We start from the raw sequence: 2,025 nt of genomic DNA on the forward strand, positions 1-2,025 counted from the left end.
ACCCCAGCAGCAGTTGCTCGCGCTCGGCCTCCGGCAACACCGGCAGATCACGCACCGCCGAATCCGGCGCGGACTCCAGGGCCTCGACCAGATGCCCCAGCGCCGTTTCCATATAGCCGCAGATCCGCTGTGCCCCCATCGAGGTCGCCACCAGAGCCGTCAGGTTGAAGCCATCACCCAGATCGTCGACGTTCAGGGTCAACGGGTAGTTGGTACGCTCTGCCCCACCGAGGACATGGATACCGTGCCAAGCCTGCATGACCCGCTCGGAAGCATGGCCGATAGCGCTATGGCGATAGTTGAGCAAAGCGCTGAACAACGGCGTTGGCGCAACCACGCCACTGCAACGCTGGGCCAGGGCCAGGGACGCATGTTCGTGACCCAGCAGTGCGGTCAGTCGCGCATGGGTCGCCTTGACCCCCGCCCGCACACCCTGTTCGCCCACGGTAACCCGCAGCGGCAAGGTATTGATGAACATCCCCAGCGCCCGGTCGGCACCCTCGCCGCCCTGCATTCGGCCCATCAATACGGTACCGAACACCACCTCCTGCTTGCCCGAGACCTTGCCCAATACCTGGGCCCAGGCCAGGTGATGCAAGCTGGCAACGCTTACCCCCAGCTGCCGGGCCTGGGTCCGCAGGCGCAGACTCAACCGACTGTCCAGCGCCCGGACACCCTCTTCGATATCACCGCCATCGCCCTGCACATCCTGCAGGCCGAACGGCAAGGTCGGCTCTTCCACCTCGCCCAGCATCTCGCGGAAAAACACTTCGTGATCGGCCGGGCTCACGCCCAGGCGCGCCTGGGCCACATAGTTGCGGTACGGCACCGGACTGCCCAACTGCGCGGCCTGCCCCTGCAAGTACGCCTGCATTTCATCGCGCACCACGTCCAGGGCGGTGTGGTCCAGGGCCATGTGATGGAACAGCAACATCGCGGTGATCCGCTGGCTGAACGGATCTTCGGTATAGGCCAGGCGCATCAACGGTGCCTGGCCTATGTCCAGGCGGTAGTGACGGGGGTCGAAACGGTCATGCAGTTGCACGCCGACATCACCCACTGCCGGGTCGAGTTCGACCGCCTCAAGGTGCAAGCGCGCCTTGCGCCAGACCACTTGCACAGGCGAGTCCAGGCCTTCCCAAAGCACAGCAGTGCGCAGGATGTCATGCCGGTCGATAACCATTTGCAGGGCATGGACAAAGGCATCCAGGCGCTCGCGATCGTCAAAGGCGAACTGCGTCTGTAGCACATAAGGGTCGCCCGCCTGTGCCGCCAGGTGGTGATAGAGAATCCCTTCCTGCAACGGCGCCAGCGGGTAGATGTCCTGTACATTGGCCGCACCGCCGGGCACCGTGGTCACGACGCGGTCAATGGCCTCCTGGTCCAGGCTGATCAGCGGCAGCATGTCCGGGGTAATCCGCTGGCAGCCCGGGGCAATGCCATTGGCCGGCACCACGATTTCACGTCCGCCACCTACGGCAGCGGCCAAAGCCGCCAGGGTCGGCTGGCCGAACAGCACGCGCACATCGACGCTCAGACCGGCCTGACGCATGTGCTCGATCAGTTTCACCGCCAGCAGCGAATGGCCACCCAGCTCGAAGAAATGATCGTGCCGCCCTACCTGCTCGACCTTGAGTACATCCGACCAGATCGATGCCAGCAGGCGTTCCACTTCGCCTTGCGGCGCTTCGTAGCCACGGCTGATCAGCGCCTGCGCATCCGGCGCCGGCAGGGCCTTGCGGTCCAGTTTGCCGTTCAGCGTCAGCGGCAAGACATCGAGCTGCACGTAAGCCGCCGGAACCATGTACTCCGGCAATGCTCCCTGCAGATGATCGCGCAAGCTTTCGATCTCCAGCACAGCGCCAGGCTGCTGCACCGTGACATAGGCCACCAGACGTTTGTCGCCGGGCACCTCTTCGCGGCACAGCACCACGGCTTCCTTGACCTCGGGATGCTCGGCCAGACGTGCTTCGATCTCACCCAACTCGACCCGGAAACCACGGATCTTCACCTGGGCATCATTGC

At 64.3% G+C, this 2,025-nt stretch carries 1 protein-coding gene; it reads right to left on the bottom strand.

From position 1 onward, the window contains the following. The coding region (locus tag HX866_RS09960; protein ID WP_256344889.1) for a condensation domain-containing protein at window positions 1-2,025 on the bottom strand (2,025 nt) is incomplete at both ends.

Source organism: Pseudomonas gingeri (genome assembly GCF_013386165.1).
GTDB classification, from domain to species: Bacteria; Pseudomonadota; Gammaproteobacteria; order Pseudomonadales; family Pseudomonadaceae; genus Aquipseudomonas; species Aquipseudomonas gingeri_C.